The sequence below is a fragment of the Ancylobacter sp. WKF20 genome, from assembly GCF_029760895.1.
In the GTDB taxonomy this organism is placed as follows: domain Bacteria; phylum Pseudomonadota; class Alphaproteobacteria; order Rhizobiales; family Xanthobacteraceae; genus Ancylobacter.
This window is the reverse complement of the sequence record NZ_CP121679.1, coordinates 3,872,045-3,887,309: the sequence shown is the minus strand read 5'-3', so window position 1 is coordinate 3,887,309 and position 15,265 is coordinate 3,872,045. Positions and strand designations below refer to the sequence as shown.

General features: G+C 68.1%; 13 protein-coding genes and 1 riboswitch. Of the genes, 11 read left to right on the top strand and 2 right to left on the bottom strand.

The genetic code is table 11. The annotated features are described in order from the left end of the window. Positions 1-561 precede the first annotated feature (561 nt). Positions 562-1,446, bottom strand: coding sequence for a LysR substrate-binding domain-containing protein (locus tag AncyloWKF20_RS17955; protein ID WP_279315327.1), 885 nt, complete (start codon positions 1,444-1,446; stop codon positions 562-564). A 194-nt stretch (positions 1,447-1,640) separates the two neighbouring features. On the opposite strand from AncyloWKF20_RS17955, the gene AncyloWKF20_RS17950 reads away from it, so the two are divergent. Together AncyloWKF20_RS17950 and AncyloWKF20_RS17945 are read left to right on the top strand one after the other, a co-directional pair. Continuing rightward, positions 1,641-1,988 carry a DUF1127 domain-containing protein gene (locus AncyloWKF20_RS17950; protein ID WP_279315326.1) on the top strand — a complete coding sequence of 116 codons (348 nt, stop codon included), beginning with the start codon at positions 1,641-1,643 and terminating at the stop codon, positions 1,986-1,988. Between the two features lie 206 nt (positions 1,989-2,194). Further along, positions 2,195-3,256 carry an LLM class flavin-dependent oxidoreductase gene (locus AncyloWKF20_RS17945; protein WP_279315325.1) on the top strand — a complete coding sequence of 354 codons (1,062 nt, stop codon included), beginning with the start codon at positions 2,195-2,197 and terminating at the stop codon, positions 3,254-3,256. Positions 3,257-3,485: 229 nt separating this feature from the next. Here AncyloWKF20_RS17945 and AncyloWKF20_RS17940 read toward each other — a convergent pair whose 3' ends face one another. Further along, positions 3,486-4,886 (bottom strand): glutamine synthetase family protein, encoded by a 1,401-nt coding sequence (locus tag AncyloWKF20_RS17940; RefSeq protein ID WP_279315324.1) that lies wholly within the window; start codon positions 4,884-4,886, stop codon positions 3,486-3,488. Between the two features lie 203 nt (positions 4,887-5,089). Between AncyloWKF20_RS17940 and AncyloWKF20_RS17935 the strand changes: the two genes are divergently transcribed. The 9 genes from AncyloWKF20_RS17935 to AncyloWKF20_RS17895 all read left to right on the top strand — a co-directional run bounded on the left by AncyloWKF20_RS17935 (position 5,090) and on the right by AncyloWKF20_RS17895 (position 15,171). Then, complete coding sequence (locus tag AncyloWKF20_RS17935; protein ID WP_279315323.1) at positions 5,090-6,265, top strand: ABC transporter ATP-binding protein; 1,176 nt, start codon at positions 5,090-5,092, stop codon at positions 6,263-6,265. Positions 6,266-6,275: 10 nt separating this feature from the next. Continuing rightward, entirely contained in the window at positions 6,276-7,181 is a 906-nt protein-coding gene (locus tag AncyloWKF20_RS17930; RefSeq protein WP_279315322.1) for an ABC transporter permease subunit, read from the top strand. Beyond that, positions 7,181-7,999 carry an ABC transporter permease subunit gene (locus AncyloWKF20_RS17925; protein ID WP_279315321.1) on the top strand — a complete coding sequence of 273 codons (819 nt, stop codon included), beginning with the start codon at positions 7,181-7,183 and terminating at the stop codon, positions 7,997-7,999. Before AncyloWKF20_RS17930 ends, AncyloWKF20_RS17925 begins: the two co-directional genes overlap by 1 nt. A 162-nt stretch (positions 8,000-8,161) precedes the next feature. Then, a riboswitch (cobalamin riboswitch) is annotated at positions 8,162-8,374 on the top strand. 106 nt (positions 8,375-8,480) lie between these two features. Further along, positions 8,481-9,530: an ABC transporter substrate-binding protein gene (locus AncyloWKF20_RS17920; protein ID WP_279315320.1), complete on the top strand. Its 1,050-nt coding sequence runs from the start codon at positions 8,481-8,483 to the stop codon at positions 9,528-9,530. Then, positions 9,527-10,564, top strand: a complete 1,038-nt coding sequence (locus AncyloWKF20_RS17915; protein WP_279315319.1) for an iron ABC transporter permease — start codon at positions 9,527-9,529, stop codon at positions 10,562-10,564. Before AncyloWKF20_RS17920 ends, AncyloWKF20_RS17915 begins: the two co-directional genes overlap by 4 nt. Continuing rightward, a complete protein-coding gene (locus AncyloWKF20_RS17910; RefSeq protein ID WP_279315318.1) occupies positions 10,561-11,343 on the top strand; it encodes an ABC transporter ATP-binding protein in 783 nt (260 codons plus the stop codon). Before AncyloWKF20_RS17915 ends, AncyloWKF20_RS17910 begins: the two co-directional genes overlap by 4 nt. Positions 11,344-11,465: 122 nt before the next feature. Continuing rightward, positions 11,466-13,316, top strand: coding sequence for a DNA mismatch repair endonuclease MutL (gene mutL / locus AncyloWKF20_RS17905; protein WP_279315317.1), 1,851 nt, complete (start codon positions 11,466-11,468; stop codon positions 13,314-13,316). A gap of 23 nt (positions 13,317-13,339) precedes the next feature. Beyond that, the gene (locus AncyloWKF20_RS17900) at positions 13,340-14,638 is read left to right on the top strand and encodes an FAD-binding oxidoreductase (protein ID WP_279315316.1); all 1,299 of its coding nucleotides are present in this window, start codon (positions 13,340-13,342) and stop codon (positions 14,636-14,638) included. Positions 14,639-14,646: 8 nt separating this feature from the next. Further along, positions 14,647-15,171, top strand: a complete 525-nt coding sequence (locus AncyloWKF20_RS17895; protein WP_279315315.1) for a DedA family protein — start codon at positions 14,647-14,649, stop codon at positions 15,169-15,171. The last annotated feature ends 94 nt before the right edge of the window (positions 15,172-15,265 follow it).

Below are 15,265 nucleotides of genomic sequence, written 5' to 3'. Positions count from 1 at the left end.
CGCTTTGAGCAGGATCAAGGTTCGGCTGCACGCACTGGTTTAATGCTTCCCCATCGTCCGCCGGGTTTCCCATCGGGACCGGCGCCCGTTTGCCTCAACGCCGAGGCGCGCGGCGCTGGATGGGGCCCGGACACCCTCGGACGACCCTTGAAGGCCCCGGGCGCCGCGTCTCAGCACGCCCTCGCCGGTGACGCGGCACCTTGCGGGACGCTTCAATCTCAAGCCGGCGGGCGGGCCGGCTCACCTCAGGCGGGCGCGAGCCCGCCTTTTCCTTTTGGGGGGCGCCTCAGCAATCATCGGCACGCGATCCGAGATCGACCTGCGGCCGTCCGGCATGACGGGCACTCAGTGCCGGCCACCACAAACGTCATCCCGGCCGGAGCGAAGCGCAGAGCCGGGATCGTGGGCCACTCCAAGGCGCGCGTAAAAGACACCGTGGCCAACGGCCCGGCGGCCGAAGACATCGCGGCACGCGATCCCGGATCGGCCTGCGGCCGTCCGGGATGACGGGAAGGGATGGCGGCCGTCCGGGATGACAGCGAGGGACGACGGCGAGGCCCCTCACTCCGCCGCGATGGCGGCTTCGGAGATGTTGTCGAGGCCCTGGATGATGTGGTTGGCGAGCGCGTCGGCCAGCGGGGAGACCTCGTGCCGGTTGCGCACCAGCCCGATGCGGCAGGGCGCCAGCGCCGGAAAGCCTTCCGCCGGGCCGAGCACCCGCATCCCCGGACGCAGGCCCGATTCCGGCAGCACCGAAATGGCAAGGCCCGAGAGCACGGCGGCGGAGACGGCGGTGGAATTCGACGAGGTGTAGAGGATGCGGAAGGGGCGGCCGACCGCCTGCAGCATCGAGATCGCCTCCTGCCGCCAGTTGCAGCTCTGCCGGCCGAGCGCCAGCGGGATGGGCGTGTCGAGATGGACGGAGTGGCGGGTCGAGCCGACCCAAAGAAGCTGCTCGCGCCGGATGATCTCGGTATCGCGGTTCAGCGTCTCGCAATCGGTGATGATGGCGAGGTCGAGATCGCCGGTGTCGATGCGATCCACCAGATCACTGGAGGGATCGCAGACGACGGTGAGCTCGACATTGCAATGGGTGTGGGAGAATCGCGCCATGATCTCCGGCAGATAGCGGTCGGCGTAATCATCGGGCACGCCGAGGCGCACGCGGCCGGAGAGTTCCGCCGAAGCGAGGCTCGCCACCGCCTCATTGTTCAGCTTGACGATGCGGCGGGCGTAATCGAGCAGCCGCTCGCCCTCATCGGTGAGGCGCGAGGCGCGGCCATCACGGGCGAAGATGGGTTTGCCGACCCGCTCCTCCAGCCGCTTCATCTGCATGGAGACGGCGGACTGGGTCTTGTGGACGACATCAGCGGCTTTCGTGAAACTCCCGGTTTCAGCGATAGCAATGAATGTTCTTAATTGATCAATATCGAGCAACACCGACATGGGAGCGCCTCTGAGCGGGTACCATCAATCAGAATGATAACTCGGATGAAAAACATTCGCTAGTGTGATTGATGGCGCCGCGACATAACACTGTTGCCGCGAACGGAGAGCGTCGAGATCGGGTGGGCGACAGGCTCATCACCCTTTCTTATCACCCAGCGCTCTCGCTGCGCGGCCGACAGATGGAGAGGAAGATGTCGTATATCGGCGAAGTTCGCAGGTCCGCCTTCGCGTCATTCGGCGCCGCCGCAGCCACCGGGCTCATCGGCGCCGTCATGGGTAGCTTCAAGTTCATCACGGCGGTGGCGCGCCGCCGTCACCTGATCCAGCTCGGTGAGTTCGACGACCGGATGCTCAGCGATATCGGCCTCACGCGGGCCGATCTGCGCGACGCCGCGTCCGGCCCGCTCTGGCAGGACCCGACCTCGGTGCTGGTGGTCCGCTCGGTCGAGCGCCGGGCCAGCCGCCGGGTCGCCGCGCGCGGAAATTTGTCGATCGGTGCCGCCAAACGCGGCCGCGACGACCTGATCTCCTGCGAATGAGTGTGCAGCCCATTCGGAGGATTACCGGCGGCATCGACCCCCTCGTGTCGCCGACTTGAAGCCCGCTGGTTCGTCCAGCGGGCTTTTTTTATTGGTGCAGCCTTGCAGCCCGGAAAGCCCGACCTTGCAGCCACGCGGATGCGCGCGGCGCCTCTTGGGTCCATATGGGGGATGTCGGCATCGGAGCCGGCAGGAAGGCGCGGACCATGGCACAGCATCTCGAATTCGGCCTCGACACTTTTGGCGACGTGACGCGCGGGGCGGATGGCGCGCCGCTCTCGCACGCGCAGGTGATCCGCGATCTCGTCGAGCAGGCGCAGCTCGCCGATGAGGTGGGGCTCGATTTCTTCGGCGTCGGCGAGCATCACCGCGACGATTTCGCGGTCTCCGCTCCCGAAGTGGTGCTGGCCGGCATCGCCACCAAGACCAGCCGCATCCGCCTCGGCTCGGCGGTGACGGTGCTGTCCTCCGACGACCCGATCCGCGTCTTCCAGCGCTTCGCCACCGTGGACGCGCTGTCGAACGGACGCGCCGAGGTGATCCTCGGGCGCGGCTCCTTCACCGAATCCTTTCCGCTCTTCGGCTTCGAGCTGAAGGACTATGAGACGCTGTTCTCCGAGAAGCTCGATCTGTTCGCCGCGCTGGCGCGCGACAACAGCACGCCGGGCGGCGTCACCTGGCAGGGCTCGATCCGCCCGCCGCTGAAGGGCCAGCACGTCTTCCCCCCGACCGAGAGCGGTACGCTCAAGACCTGGATCGGCGTCGGCGGCAGCCCGGAATCGGTGGTGCGCGCGGCGCGCTATGGCCTGCCGCTGATGCTCGCCATCATCGGCGGCAATCCCGCCCGCTTCGCGCCCTATGTCGATCTCTACCAGCGTGCCACCACCCAGCTCGGCGGCACGCTGCAGCCGATCGGCGTGCATTCGCATGGCTACATCGCCGAGACGGACGCGGCGGCGCACGAGGAATTCTTCGCTGACTACAAGGTGATGCATGACCGGATCGGGCGCGAGCGCGGCTGGCCGGCCTATGGCCGCGACGCCTTCGAGCACGAGATTTCGCACGGCTCGCTTTATCTCGGCTCGCCGGAGACGGTGGCGCGCAAGATCGCCAAGACAGCGCGGACGCTCGGCCTGTCGCGCTTCGAGCTGAAATACAGCGCCGGCCCGCTGCCGCAGGCGCGCCTGCTGCGCTCCATCGAGCTCTATGGCCGCGAGGTCGCCCCGCGCGTGCGCGAGCTTCTGGCGCAGGAGACGGTGGAGGCGTGAGCTCCCGGCGACGTCATCCCGGAACGGCCGCCAGGCCGTATCCGGGATCGCGTCGTGAAGTGGCACGCGATCCAAGCGGCGCGCCGTCATCCCCGGGCTTGGCCCGGAGATCCACGACTTACCTTGCGCCCAACTCATCATCAAAAGGCATGGATGCCCGGGCCAAGCCCGGGCATGACGGCGTTCTTGGGGGCCCCGTCGGGATCATCTCCCAAAGAGCCGGCACGCCTCACACGTTGAGCAGCAGGAATTCGCGCTCCCAGGGCGAGATCACCCGCATGAAGGTGTCGAACTCGGTCTGCTTCACCGCCGTGTAGGTTTTCACGAAGGACGGGCCGAGCACGGTGGCGATCTCTTCCGAATATTGCAGCGCCGCCACCGCTTCCAACAGCCCGCGCGGCAGCTCGAAATCGAGGCCCTTGGCGTCGGATTCGAGCGGCTCGGTCGGGCGCAGGCCCTCGACGAGGCCGAGATAGCCGCAGGCCAGAGACGCCGCGATGACGAGATAGGGGTTGGCGTCGGAGGACGGCACCCGGTTCTCGACACGCCGCGCCGCCGGCGAGGACGGCGGCACGCGCAGGCCGGCCGTGCGGTTGTCATAGCCCCACTGCACGTTGATCGGCGCCATCGAATCGCGCGTCAGCCGGCGGTAGGAGTTCACGTAAGGCGCGAGGATCGACATCACCGCCGGCAGATAGCGCTGCTGGCCGGCGATGAAGGAGAAGAACTCCGGCGTCGGGTCGCCATCCTTGTCGGAGAAGATGTTCTTGCCGGTCTGCGCATCCACGATGGACTGGTGGATGTGCATGGCCGAGCCCGGCTCGTCGGCGATGGGCTTGGCCATGAAGGTGGCGTAGATCTTGTGCGCCAGCGCCGCCTCGCGGATCGTGCGCTTGAACAGGAACACCTGGTCGGCCAGGGCGATGGGATCGCCATGGAGCAGGTTGATTTCCATCTGCGCCGCGCCGTCCTCATGGATCAGCGTGTCGATCTCGAGGCCCTGCGCCTCCGAATAGTCGTACATGTCCTCGAACAGGGCGTCGAATTCGTTCACCGCCTGGATCGAATAGGACTGGCGGCCGATCTCCGGCCGGCCGGAGCGGCCGATCGGCGGCTTCAGCGGGTAGTCGGCATCGACATTGGGCTCGACGAGATAGAACTCGATCTCGGGCGCCACGACGGCCTTCCAGCCCTTCTTGGCGTAGAGCTCGACGACGTTCTTCAGCACCTGGCGGGGGGCCAGCTCCACCGGGCGCCCGTCGCGGTGATAGGCGTCGTGGATGATCTGCGCCGTCGGGTCGGTCGCCCAGGGGACGATGGCCAGCGTGGAGAAATCGGGCTCCATGACGAGGTCGCTGTCGACCACGACGGAGTCCACGAGGTTGTCATAGGGCGGGTAGTCCCCGGAAATCGTCTGGAAGAACACCGAGAGCGGCAGGTTCATCACCGGGCCGGACAGGAACTTCGACACCGGCATGATCTTGCCGCGTCCGACGCCGGCGAGGTCCGGCACCGCACATTCGATCTCGGTGATTCCGCGTGCGGCCATCCAGGCCTTGGCTTCCTCGAGCGAGGAAACGCCGCGGGTGGACGTGACGGCGTCCGTGTCGGGACGCTTCTTCTTGGCCATGATTCACCATCCTGATGCGCTTTCTGCGCCTGTAAGAGGCAACCATGCCCCTGCAAGCGCCGTCAAGGCGGCGCGCGCGAGGAAGCGCACTGCTCGTTTACGGGCATGGTAAAATTGTTCGCATTGTGCCGTTGAGCCGCCGCACGAAGCCGGATAGCGTCGAGACAAAGCCGGCGCGACCGGCGGGGAAAACGGGGCCAAGCATGAGCACAGGCGTCGCCGACAAGACGCAGAAGACCATCGGGGGCATCCGCCGCAAATTCGCCCCCTGGACCGACCCGCAGGCCACCCCGCTCATCCGCTACCAGAACGTGACCAAGCGCTTCGGCGAGTTCGTGGCGATCGACAATCTCTCGCTCGACATTTACGAGCGCGAATTCTTCGCCCTGCTCGGCCCGTCCGGCTGCGGCAAGACCACGCTGATGCGCATGCTCGCCGGCTTCGAGGAGCCGACCAGCGGCCAGATCACCCTCGCCGGGCACGATCTCGTCGGCACGCCGCCCTATAAGCGGCCGGTCAACATGATGTTCCAGTCCTACGCGCTGTTCCCGCATATGACGGTGTGGGACAACATCGCCTTCGGCCTGCGCCAGGACGGCATGGCCAAGGACGCGGTGGCGCACCGCGTCGAGGAAATGCTGAAGCTGGTGAAGCTCGGCCAGTTCGCCAAGCGCAAGCCGCACCAACTCTCCGGCGGCCAGCGCCAGCGCGTGGCGCTTGCCCGCTCGCTCGCCAAGCGCCCGAAGGTGCTGCTGCTCGACGAACCGCTCGGCGCGCTCGACAAGAAGCTGCGCGAGGAGACCCAGTTCGAGCTCATGGACATCCAGATGGAGCTCGGCATGACCTTCCTGATCGTGACCCACGATCAGGAAGAGGCCATGACGGTCGCCGACCGCATCGCGGTGATGAACCATGGCAAGCTGGTGCAGGTGTCCCCGCCGGCGGTGATGTATGAGCAGCCGGCCTCGCGCTATGTCGCGGAATTCGTCGGCGACGTGAACATTCTCGACGCCGTCGTGGAAACCATCGAGCCTCACCTCATCACGCTGCGCTGCCCCTCGGTGCCGGACATGCGCTTCAAGGTGGCGCAGGAATGCCCGGCCCGCGTCGGCGACAGCGTGTCGCTCGCCTTCCGCCCGGAGAAGCTGCGCGTCGAGCTCGACCCGCCGGCCGATCCCACGGTGAACTGCCTCACCGGCACGATCTGGGACATCGGCTATCTCGGCGACCTGTCGATCTACCATGTGGAGCTGCCCAATGGTCAGCGCGTGAAGGCGGCGAAGCCCAACCTCACCCGCATGGTCGAACGGCCGATCTCCTGGGAAGACAAGGTCTATGTCTCCTTCGCGCCGGATGCCGGCGTGGTGCTGACGAGCTGAGGGGACCATCATGGCGGACAAGGCAAGGGGGCGCTGGCTGGTTCTCGCCATCCCCTATCTCTGGCTCGTGGCGCTGTTCCTCGTCCCCTTCCTGATCGTCTTCAAGATCAGCCTGTCGCAGGACGCCATCGCTCAGCCGCCCTATGTGCCGACCTTCGACCTCGCGGCCGGATGGGACGCCTTCAAGGACGCCTTCAGCGAGCTATCCTTCGACAATTACGGCTATGTGCTGAGCTGGGATAACGACTTCATCGAGGCCTATGGCTCCAGCCTCTGGATCGCCGGCGTCTCGACCGTGATGCTGCTGCTCGTCGGCTATCCCATCGCCTACGCCATGGCGCGGGCGCCGAAATCCATCCGCCCGACGCTGCTGATGCTGGTGATCCTGCCGTTCTGGACCTCCTTCCTCATCCGCGTCTATGCGTGGATCGGCATCCTCTCGCCGGAGGGGCTGCTGAACCAGCTTCTGTTCGCGCTCGGGCTGATCGACGAGCCGCTGCAGATCCTCGCCACCGACACGGCGGTCTATATCGGCATCGTCTATTCCTACCTGCCCTTCATGATCCTGCCGCTCTATTCGGCGCTGGAGAAGATGGACGAGACGCTCTTGGAAGCCGCCGCGGATCTCGGCTGCCCGCCCTTCGCCGCCTTCTGGAAGATCACCTGGCCGCTCTCGCTGCCGGGCGTGTTCGCCGGCTGCCTGCTCTGCTTCATCCCGGCGGTGGGCGAGTTCGTCATCCCCGACCTGCTGGGCGGCTCCGACACGCTGATGATCGGCAAGGTGCTGTGGACCGAATTCTCGGTGAACCGCTCCTGGACGGTGTCCTCGGCGGTGGCGGTGCTGCTCCTGATGGTGCTGGTGATCCCCATCGTGTTCTACCAGAACGTCCAGGCCCGCGAGATGGAGAAGCGTTGATGAGAAAAGGCCTCTCCTGGTTCAACGTCACCTCCATCGTGCTCGGCTTCGCCTTCCTCTATCTGCCGATCCTGCTCTTGGTGATCTACTCCTTCAACGCCTCGCGCATGGTGACCGTGTGGGCGGGCTTCTCGACCCACTGGTATGTCCAGCTGTTCCAGAACGAGCAGCTGCTCGACGCCGCCTGGGTGACGCTGCGCGTTGCCTTCATCACCGCGAGCGTCGCCACCGTGCTCGGCACGCTGGCGGCCATCGCGCTCACCCGCTACGGGCGCTTCTACGGCCGCACGCTGTTCTCCGGCATGGTCTATGCGCCGCTGGTGATGCCGGAAGTCATCACCGGCCTGTCGCTGCTGCTGCTCTTCGTCGCCGTCAGCATCGACCGCGGCTTCTGGACCATCACGCTGGCGCACATCACCTTCACCATGTGCTTCGTCTCGGTGGTGGTGCAGTCGCGCCTCGTCACCTTCGACCGCTCGCTTGAGGAAGCCGCGCTCGATCTTGGCTGCCCGCCGTTCAAGACCTTCTTCGTCATCACCCTGCCGATCATCCTGCCGGCGGTGGTGTCGGGCTGGATGCTGGCCTTCACCCTGTCGCTGGACGATCTGGTCATCGCCAGCTTCACCACCGGTCCCGGCGCGACCACGCTGCCCATGCGCATCTATTCCCAGGTGCGCCTTGGCGTGACGCCGGAGATCAACGCCGCCTGCACCATCCTCATCGCCATCGTCACCGTGGTGGTGATCTTCGCCTCCATCCTGACCAAGCGGCAGGAGATCGAGCGGCAGAAGGCGGAGCGGCTGGCGGCGGCGGGATAAGAACCGCCGCATCGCTCCAGACTCACTGAGACGGCGGCGCGCTATTGATACATTATATCTTTTAGGATAGCGTCCCCTCGGTCGCGTCGGCGATGTGACGCGGGTGGGGAGGCATGAGACGGCACCAGCCTAGGGTGCTTGACGATGCGCCCCCTCTACGTGTCAGATCGACCCGATCGAGGTTCTCCGGGTGTTCGCGCCCGGAGCTAAGAGGGAACCCGGTGCGGCGCTCTGCGCCAAGACCGGGGCTGCCCCCGCAACTGTAAGCGGCGAGCCCTCCACCCATCGTCCACTGGCGCGTCAGCGCCGGGAAGGCCGGGTGGAGCCAGCGTTGACCCGCGAGCCAGGAGACCTGCCTCGAATCGCGAACCACCATTCGGGCGGGGTGCTCCGAAGGTTGCTGGCCATGCGCGGGCCCGAAAGGCAGCGCGGGCGCTGGTGCCCTTTGCGCGGCTCGTCTTCCTGACCAGGAAGCGACAACATGTTCAGAACGAATTCCAGCAATCTCCGCCGGTCCCTGCGGGCCGGCCTTCTGGCGCTCGGCCTTCTCGCCGGCCTCGGCCTGCCCGAGGCGGGCATGGCCGGCACCACCTACCCGCTGACGCTGGAGAATTGCGGCGCCAAGGTGGTGATCAACCACGCCCCGCAGCGCGTCGTCAGCATCGGCCAGGCGCAGACCGAAATCCTCTACGCGCTCGGCCTTGGCGACCGCGTGGTCGCCAGCGCGCTGTGGTTCAGCCCGGTCGCCAAGCCCTATGAGGCGGTGAACGCCAAGGTGAAGCGCCTTGCCGACAATGATCCGAGCTTCGAGGCGGTGGTCGGGCAGGAGCCGGACCTCGTGGTCGCCATGTATGAATGGCACATCGGCCCCAATGGCATCATCGGCAAACGCAGCCGCTTCGACGCGGTGAAGGTGCCGGTCTATGTCTCGCCCACCGACTGCGTCGGCAAGGACAATAGCGGGGCCGGCGACGGCGTGCGCACGCAGATGTACACGACCGAGCTGCTCTACCGGAACATCCGCGAATTCGGCGCCATCTTCGACGTCTCCGACCGCGCGGAAACGCTCATCGCGGAACTCAAGGCCCGCGAGGCGGCGGCGGTGCGCGCGGTCGCGGGATTGAAGGCGAAGAACCTGTCCATGGCGGTCTGGTTCTCCAGCAAGGACATCAAAGGCGACGCCTTCCTCGCCGGCAAGAATGGCGTACCGGCCTATCTGATGGCCGAGATCGGCGCGCGCAACATCATCACCACCGAGGAGGAATGGCCGCTGGTCGGCTGGGAGACCATCGCCGCCAGCAATCCCGATGTCCTCGTGCTGGTGAAGATGGACCGCCGCCGCTTCCCCGCCGACGCCATCGAAGCCAAGCTGAACTTCCTCAAGACCGATCCGGTCGCCAGCCAGCTCGCCGCGGTAAAGAACAACCGCATCGTCATCGTCGATGTCGGCGCCACACGGCCCGGCATGGACACGGTGGACGGGCTGGAAGCCATCGCCACGGCGGTGCAGGGCTTCGGTCTCAGCCATTGAGCCATCTGGTCGTAGGGCCCAATTGGCCGGCGCGGATTGCCGTCGCCGGCCTCGCCGCCATCGCGCTGGTGCTCGCCGTCGCGCTGGCGGTAAGCGTCGGTGAGATGCCGATCCCGCTTTCCGTCGCCCTCAAGGCGCTCGGCAACGGGCTGTTCGATCTCGGCTTTCCGGTCGGGGCGATCCAGCAGGGGGTGATCTTCGAGTACCGGCTGAGCCGGGCGCTGATGGCCGCGCTGTGCGGCGGCGCGCTGGCGCTCTCGGGCGCCATCCTGCAGGCGCTGCTGCGCAACCCGCTGGCCGAGCCCTATATTCTCGGCGTCTCGGCCGGGGCCTCCACCGGGGCGGTCTGCGTGATGATCCTCGGCCTCGGCGGGGCGACGCTCGGCGTGTCCGGCGGGGCCTTTCTCGGCTCGGTCGCCGCGCTCGGCCTTGTCGGCCTGCTGGCCGCCGGGGCGGGCGGGGCGAGCGACCGGGTGATCCTGGCCGGCGTCGCCGGCTCGCAGCTGTTCAACGCCGCCACCGCCACCATCGTCACCACGCTCGCCAGCGCCGAGCAGGCGCGGGGGGTGATGTTCTGGCTACTGGGCAATTTCGGCGGGGTGCGCTGGCCCGATCTCTGGGTCGCCGCGCCGGTGGCGCTGGCCGGCTTTGTCATCTGCATGGTCCACGCCAAGGCGCTCGACGCCTTCGCCTTCGGCGCGGATGCGGCGGCCTCGCTCGGCATCGCGGTCACCCGCGTGCGGCTGGTGCTGCTCGCCACCACCGCGCTGCTGACCGCCACCATGGTCGCCATCGTCGGCACGGTCGGCTTTGTCGGGCTGGTCATCCCCCATGCCGCGCGCTTCCTCGTCGGCCCCGGCCATGCCCGGCTGCTGCCGGCCTGCCTCGTCATCGGCGCGGTGTTCATGATCCTCGCCGATGTGCTCTCGCGCATCCTGGTGCCGCAGCAGATCCTGCCCATTGGCGTGGTGACCGCACTGGTCGGCGCGCCGGCCTTCGCCATCATCCTCCACCGCGCGAGGCGCAAGGCATGACCCTCGCGACGCATGAGGTGCGCTGGAGCGCCGGCGGCAAGCTGATCGTCGACGGGGTGAGCCTTGAGGTCGCGCCGAACCGGGTGCTCGGCCTGATCGGCCCCAATGGCTCGGGCAAATCCAGCCTGCTGCGCCTGCTCTGCCGGCTGCGCAAGGTGACGAGCGGCGTGGTCACGCTGGACGGGCGGGACATTGGCGAGCTCGGCCGTCGCGACCTGTCCCGCCGCCTCGCCTTTGTCGAGCAGCAGGCGGCGACCGAGGTGGCGCTGACGGTCTGCGACGTGGTGCGGCTCGGGCGCACCCCGCACCGGGGGGCCTTCGCCGCCTGGAGCGCGCGCGACGAGGCGGCGGTTGAGGCCGCACTGGCCCGCGTCGGCCTCACCGAGCGGCATGACCAGTTCTGGCACACTCTGTCCGGCGGCGAGCGCCAGCGGGTACATATCGCCCGCGCCCTGGCGCAGGAGCCGCGCGAGCTGATCCTGGATGAGCCGACCAACCATCTCGACATCCAGCACCAGCTCGGCATCCTCGCGCTGGTGCGGCGGCTGGGCCTCACCTGCATCGTGGCGCTGCACGACCTCAACCTCGCCGCGCTGTTCTGCGACCGCATCGGCGTGCTGTCGGGCGGACGCCTCGTCGCCTGCGGCCCGCCGGCCGAGGTGCTGACCCCCGCCCTCATCCGCGAGGTGTTCGGGGTGGAGGTGGCGATCCGCGAGGGCGCGCAGGGGCGCCGTTACATCGACTATGTGCTGGACGAGCCCCTGCCAGATGGGCGCTAGACACCCGCCAACACGGCGCCGGGGGACATGGGTGGAGCCTCGCCCCCGCGCGTCCTCGCCCCTGCTATAGTCGCGCACGAGCCGCGCCCCCGAATCGCCGGCCCCGCCACACTGGACCCGCCATGCCCCTGCGCCTTCTGCCCTCCACCCTGGTCGACCGCATCGCGGCAGGCGAGGTGGTGGAGCGCCCGGCGGCGGCGCTGAAGGAGATCGTCGAGAACGCGCTCGACGCCGGCGCCACCCGCATCGAGATCGTCATCGACGGCGGCGGGCGGCGGCTTCTGCGCGTCACCGATGACGGCTCGGGCATGGATGCCGAGGAACTGGCGCTCGCGGTGGAGCGCCACGCCACCTCCAAGCTCGACAGCGAAGACCTGCTCACCATCGCCACGCTCGGCTTTCGCGGCGAGGCGCTGCCTTCCATTGGCGCGGTGGCGCGGCTGTCCATCACCAGCCGCCCGCGCGGCGCGGACAGCGCGCACGAAATCCGCGTCGAGGGCGGGGTGAAGGGGCCGGTGAAGCCCGCCGCGCTCGGCCATGGCACGCGGGTGGAGGTGCGCGACCTGTTCTTCGCCACCCCGGCGCGGCTGAAATTCCTGAAATCCGAGCGCGCGGAAACAGCGGCGGCCGTGGATGCGGTGCGGCGCCTCGCGCTCGCCCGCCCCGAGGTCGGCTTTACCCTGGTCACCGATGACCGGGCGCCGCTCACCTGGCCCGCCCGCAGCGCGGACCCCGCCGGGCGCCGCGCCCGCATCGCCGATGTGCTCGGCCATGAGGTCGGGCAGAACGCGCTCGACATTGACGGACGGCGCGAGGGTGCCCGGCTCGCCGGCCTTGCCGGGCTGCCGACCTTCTCCAAGGCCAACTCTCTGTCGCAGTACCTGTTCGTTAATGGCCGGCCGGTGCGCGACAAGCTGCTGATCGGCGCCATCCGCGCGGCTTACGCCGACCTCCTGCCCTCCGACCGGCACCCGGTGACGGCGCTGTTCCTCGATCTCGACCCGCGCGAGGTCGATGTGAACGTGCACCCGGCCAAGACCGAGGTGCGCTTTCGCGACCCCGGCCTCATCCGCGCGCTGATCGTGCGCACGCTGATGGACGCGCTCACTTTGGCGGTGCCGCGCACCGCCACGACCGCCGCCGACCGGCTGGCACAGTTCGCCCGCGCCGACACCATGGACGGCTACCGCCCGCAGCCCCGGCCGGGCAATTATGACTGGACCCGCTCCTGGGCCGCGCCCGAGGGGGCCTCGAACAACGCGCCCACTGGTTTCAATGAGTCACCCGCCCGCTTCGATTTCGGCGGAAACACGAGCGGCGGGCTGGCGCTCGACCTCGCCCCGCAGGCCGATGCGCGGGCGGCGCATCTTCCCGCATCGCCGGATTTGATGGAGCGCCCGCTCGGCGCGGCGCGGGCGCAGCTGCACGAGACCTACATCATCGCCCAGACCCGCGAGGGCGTGGTGGTGATCGACCAGCACGCCGCCCATGAGCGCATCGTCTATGAGAAGCTCAAGGCCGCCATGGCGCGCGACGGCCTAACCCGGCAGATGCTGCTGGTGCCGCTGGTGGTCGATCTCGACCCAGCCGAGGCCGCGCGCCTCGCCGAGCGCGCGGAGGCGCTGGAGAAGCTCGGCCTCGTCATCGAACCCTTCGGTCCCGGTGCGCTCTTGGTGCGCGAGGTGCCGGCGCTGCTGGGGGATGCGGATGTACCGGCGCTGGTGCGCGAGCTCGCCGAGCATGCGGCCGAGTGGGACGACGCGCTGCCGCTCGAGCGGCGGCTCTTACACGTCGCCGCCACCATGGCCTGCCACGGCTCGGTGCGCGCCGGCCGGCGGCTGCGGGTGGAGGAGATGAACGCGCTTCTGCGCGAGATGGAAGAGACGCCGAACGCCGCCCAGTGCAATCACGGCCGGCCGACCTTCGTCACGCTCGCGCTCGCCGACATCGAACGCCTCTTCGCGCGGCGCTGAGGCCGGGCTATGCTCACCCCATAATGGCGTTCGACACTGATCACCCCGACTCCGGTCACCCGAAAAGCTGGTACACCGCCACCGCGCGGCACCTAGCCCCCTTCCCCAGCCTTGCCGGCACCGTGACCGCCGATGTCTGCGTGATCGGTGGCGGCTATACGGGTCTCTCCGCCGCGCTGCATCTGGCGGAAGCCGGGCTCGATGTGGTGCTGCTGGAAGCCGCCCGCGTCGGCTCCGGCGCCTCGGGCCGCAATGGCGGGCAGATCCATACCGGCCAGCGCCGCGATCAGGACTGGCTGGAGGCGCAGGTCGGGCTCGATGATGCCAAGGCGCTCTGGCGCATGGCGGAGGAGGCGAAGGCGCTGCTGCATGCGCTGATCGCCCGCCACCGGATCGAGTGCGACGTGCGGCCAGGCCTCATCGTCGCCGATCACAAGCCCGGCTATGTCGCCCATAGTCACGCCTATGCGCGCAAGCTCAACGAGGTCTATGGCTACCCGCACGCCGCCCCGCTCTCGCGCGAGGAGCTGCGCGCGCTGGTCGGCTCCGATGCCTATTTCGGCGGGATGATCGACCATGGCGGCGGGCATCTGCACCCGCTCAACCTCGCTTTGGGCCTCGCCCGCGCGGCGGACAGGGCCGGCGCCCGGCTGTTCGAGAACTCCCGCGCGCTCGGCATCGACGAGGGCGGGCCGAAGGTGCAGGTGAAGACCGCCGGCGGCGTGGTGCTGGCCGATTTCGTGCTCGAATGCGGTGACGGGCTGCAGGACGGTCTCGACCGGCGGGTCGACAATCACGTCATGCCGATCGCCAACTACATCGCCGCCACCGAGCCGCTCGGCGCGCGCGCCCGCGACATCATCGCCAATGACGCGGCCGTCGCCGATAGCCGCTTCGTCGTGAACTATTACCGCCTCTCGGCCGATGGGCGCCTGCTGTTCGGCGGCGGGGAGAGCTATACGCGCCGGCTGCGCCCCGACCCCGGCGCTTTTGTCCGGCCCTATATGCTGAAGATCTTCCCGCAGCTCGCCGATGTGCGCATCGATTATGGCTGGGGCGGCATTCTCGGCATCACCATGAGCCGGCTGCCCTTCGTGCGCAAACTCTCGCCGCGCGTGCTGACCGCCGCCGGCTATTCCGGCCAGGGCGTGATGCTCGCGCCCTATTTCGGCAAGCTGCTGGGCGACGCGATCAAGGGCCAGCTCGGCCAATTCGACCTACTCGCGCGCCTGCCCGTGCCGCCCTTCCCCGGCGGGCCGGTGATGCGCTGGCCGTTGCTGGTCGCCGGCATGAGCTATTTCGCCCTGCGCGACCGGCTGTGAGGCGCTGAGTGTCCGAGCTTCACGCCTATGCACGCGAGGTGCTTAGCTTCGTCACGGCGCACGCCCATTACGCGCCCTATGTCGCCTTTCTCCTCGCCTTCTGCGAGTCGCTCGCCATCGTCTCGCTCGTCGTGCCCGCAACCTTCGTGCTGCTCGGCCTCTCGCCGGTCATCGCCGCCGGTGGCGTGCCGCTCTTGCCCGTATGGGCGGCGACCGCGGCGGGGGCGGCGCTGGGCGATACCGTGTCCTACTGGGTCGGCTTCTACCTCAAGGGCAGCGCGCGCGAGCGCTGGCCGCTCAACCGTTTCCCGCAGGCGCTGGCGCGCGGCGAACGCTTCTTCCTGCGCTTTGGCACCTTTAGCGTGTTCCTCGGGCGCTTCTCCGGCCCGCTGCGCGCCTTCGTGCCGCTGGTGGCCGGCATGTTCGCCATGCCGCATTTCCTGTTCCAGATGGTGAACATCACCTCGGCCATGCTGTGGGCGCTGCTGATCCTCGGCCCCGGCGCGGCGGCGGTAAAGGCGCTCGGCTGGTAGGCCGCCCCTTGCCGCAGAGTTGCGTTTTCTCAACGACACGCGCGGCGGCCCGGCCGACAGATGGCTCCAAGAGCAATCAAGGTTCTGGAGGATC

Bases quoted from the DNA above. Each gene is read 5' to 3' on its own strand.
- AncyloWKF20_RS17935 (WP_279315323.1), top strand. From the start codon at position 5,090: ATGAGCACAGGCGTCGCCGACAAGACGCAGAAGACCATCGGGGGCATC.
- mutL (WP_279315317.1), top strand. From the start codon at position 11,466: ATGCCCCTGCGCCTTCTGCCCTCCACCCTGGTCGACCGCATCGCGGCA.
- AncyloWKF20_RS17945 (WP_279315325.1), top strand. From the start codon at position 2,195: ATGGCACAGCATCTCGAATTCGGCCTCGACACTTTTGGCGACGTGACG.
- AncyloWKF20_RS17955 (WP_279315327.1), bottom strand. From the start codon at position 1,446: ATGTCGGTGTTGCTCGATATTGATCAATTAAGAACATTCATTGCTATC.
- AncyloWKF20_RS17950 (WP_279315326.1), top strand. From the start codon at position 1,641: ATGTCGTATATCGGCGAAGTTCGCAGGTCCGCCTTCGCGTCATTCGGC.
- AncyloWKF20_RS17910 (WP_279315318.1), top strand. From the start codon at position 10,561: ATGACCCTCGCGACGCATGAGGTGCGCTGGAGCGCCGGCGGCAAGCTG.
- AncyloWKF20_RS17925 (WP_279315321.1), top strand. From the start codon at position 7,181: ATGAGAAAAGGCCTCTCCTGGTTCAACGTCACCTCCATCGTGCTCGGC.
- AncyloWKF20_RS17940 (WP_279315324.1), bottom strand. From the start codon at position 4,886: ATGGCCAAGAAGAAGCGTCCCGACACGGACGCCGTCACGTCCACCCGC.
- AncyloWKF20_RS17930 (WP_279315322.1), top strand. From the start codon at position 6,276: ATGGCGGACAAGGCAAGGGGGCGCTGGCTGGTTCTCGCCATCCCCTAT.
- AncyloWKF20_RS17900 (WP_279315316.1), top strand. From the start codon at position 13,340: ATGGCGTTCGACACTGATCACCCCGACTCCGGTCACCCGAAAAGCTGG.
- AncyloWKF20_RS17920 (WP_279315320.1), top strand. From the start codon at position 8,481: ATGTTCAGAACGAATTCCAGCAATCTCCGCCGGTCCCTGCGGGCCGGC.